Below are 1,930 nucleotides of genomic sequence, written 5' to 3'. Positions count from 1 at the left end.
GCGCCGCAGACACAGGCGTTGTTCAAGACGCTCACGACTCCGCAGGTCACCGGCCCGGCACGGCGCGGCGATACCGTCGTGGACGACACCCGCCGCGCCGTGGCCGAGGCGATGGGGCTTGACCCGGCCGCCATGCGCACCGTGCCGAGGGAGACCTGATCATGGCCGCTTTGACACAGGACCGCCTGACGGATCGCCGCGCGGGGGACACCCTGTTCCGCCACCCCGTGGCCGCCGGGGTCAAGATTTTCGCCGGCGCCCTGGTGGTGATGAACACCAGTGGCTTCGTCGAGCCGGGGACCACCGCGACCGGCAAGATCGGGCTGGGGCGTGCGGAAGAGGCCGTGGACAACACGGCGGGAAGTGCCGGGGCCGTGCTGGTGAACTACCGCCGGGGCACCTTCCGCTTTGCCAATGCGGCCGGCGATGCCGTGACGCTCGCGTCCGTCGGCGCGGACTGCTTTGTCGTGGATGACCAGACGGTGGCCGCGACCGATGGCGGGGGAACCCGCAGTGTTGCCGGCACCGTCCTGGACGTGGACGACGCGGGCGTGTGGGTGCGCTTCTGACCAGAGGGACAAGATCGTGATCATCAACAGCGCGAACCTTCATCTGATCTTCGAAGGCTATTCGACGGCCTTTCACAAGGGCCTTGAAGGCGCCCCCCGGCATTGGGACCGGGTTGCCATGACGGCGCCGTCCACGGCGCGCAGCAACACCTATGCGTGGCTCGGGCAGTTGCCCGGCATGCGCGAATGGATCGGCGACCGGATCATCAAGAACCTTCGGGCGCATTCCTACGCCATCGAGAACGTGACGTTCGAAAGCACCATCGAAGTGCCGCGCCCGGACATCGAGGATGACCAGTACGGCGTCTTCAGCCCGCTGTTCTCCGAGATGGGCCAACAGGCCGGCGAACACCCGGACCAGCTGGTGTTCTCGCTGCTGGCGAATGGGTTCTCCGGGGCCTGCTACGACGATAAGCCGTTCTTCGCCGCCGATCATCCCGTGCGGAATGCCACCGGCGGCGAGACGGCCGTCTCCAACATGCAGGCCGGCACCGATCCGACCTGGTTCCTGCTGGATTGCAGCCGCGCCCTCAAGCCGCTGATCTTCCAGGAGCGGACCAAGTATGACCTGACCGCCCTGACCGGCGCGACCGACGAAACCGTCTTCATGCGCGACAAGTTCGTGTACGGCGTGCGGGCGCGGGCGAATGCCGGATATGGCCTGTGGCAACTGGCCTTCGGGTCCAAGGCGCCGTTGACGGCGGAGAACTACGAAGCGGCGCGGCTGACCATGCGCAGCATCACCGGTGACGAAGGCCGGCCGCTCAACATCCGGCCGGATACCCTGGTGGTTCCGCCGGCCCTGGAAGGCGATGCACGGTGCCTGGTCAACAACGCCACCCGCGTTGTCACCGTGGGCGATCCCGGAACCCCGGTGGCCGTAGACAACGAGTGGGCCGGTACGGCGGAGCCCATCGTTACGGCGTGGCTGAACGCCTGAGGCTGACCGATGGACAAGGGCCAGACCGTCACCATCCCGCTTGCGGAATACCGCGCCCTCATGGAGGATCGGGCGGAACTGGTCCGCGTTCGGGGGCTGGCGGCCGGGCCGGTGTGTTTCAGTTCACGGGCGCGGTTCCGGGGTGATCCGGAGGTGGTGGCATTCCTGAACGAGAACGCCACCACCGCGTCGGTAGAGTGGTTGAGGGACGAAGCACAGCGCCGGTTCGGCCCGGCGCGGGCGCCGTCCCGATCCGCCATCGGCCGCTACGTCCGCCGGGTGCGCGTCAGTCTCGGGATCGGCGAACGGCATCGTCAACGCTGATACCATCTGACGCGCCAAGTAAATCGAGTACCTGCCTCAGACTTTGGGCCTGTGCCAAATCCTTGCCGATTTGTGCCAAATCCGCTGCCGAGCTACA

At 67.0% G+C, this 1,930-nt stretch carries 3 protein-coding genes; all 3 read left to right on the top strand.

What is annotated here, in order from left to right:
- Positions 1-161: 161 nt before the first annotated feature.
- The 3 genes from GHC57_RS18970 to GHC57_RS18960 are packed head-to-tail and all read left to right on the top strand — an operon-like array spanning position 162 to position 1,833.
- Positions 162-569, top strand: a complete 408-nt coding sequence (locus GHC57_RS18970) for a hypothetical protein (protein ID WP_153347209.1) — start codon at positions 162-164, stop codon at positions 567-569.
- Between the two features lie 16 nt (positions 570-585).
- The gene (locus tag GHC57_RS18965) at positions 586-1,509 is read left to right on the top strand and encodes a Mu-like prophage major head subunit gpT family protein (RefSeq protein WP_170294980.1); all 924 of its coding nucleotides are present in this window, start codon (positions 586-588) and stop codon (positions 1,507-1,509) included.
- A 9-nt stretch (positions 1,510-1,518) separates the two neighbouring features.
- Positions 1,519-1,833 carry a hypothetical protein gene (locus tag GHC57_RS18960; RefSeq protein ID WP_153347205.1) on the top strand — a complete coding sequence of 105 codons (315 nt, stop codon included), beginning with the start codon at positions 1,519-1,521 and terminating at the stop codon, positions 1,831-1,833.
- Positions 1,834-1,930: the final 97 nt, after the last annotated feature.

The organism is Roseospira navarrensis, assembly GCF_009601025.1.
Taxonomy (GTDB): domain Bacteria; phylum Pseudomonadota; class Alphaproteobacteria; order Rhodospirillales; family Rhodospirillaceae; genus Rhodospira; species Rhodospira navarrensis.
The sequence above is the reverse complement of the archived record's forward strand: the minus strand, read 5'-3'. Positions and strand labels throughout refer to the sequence as shown.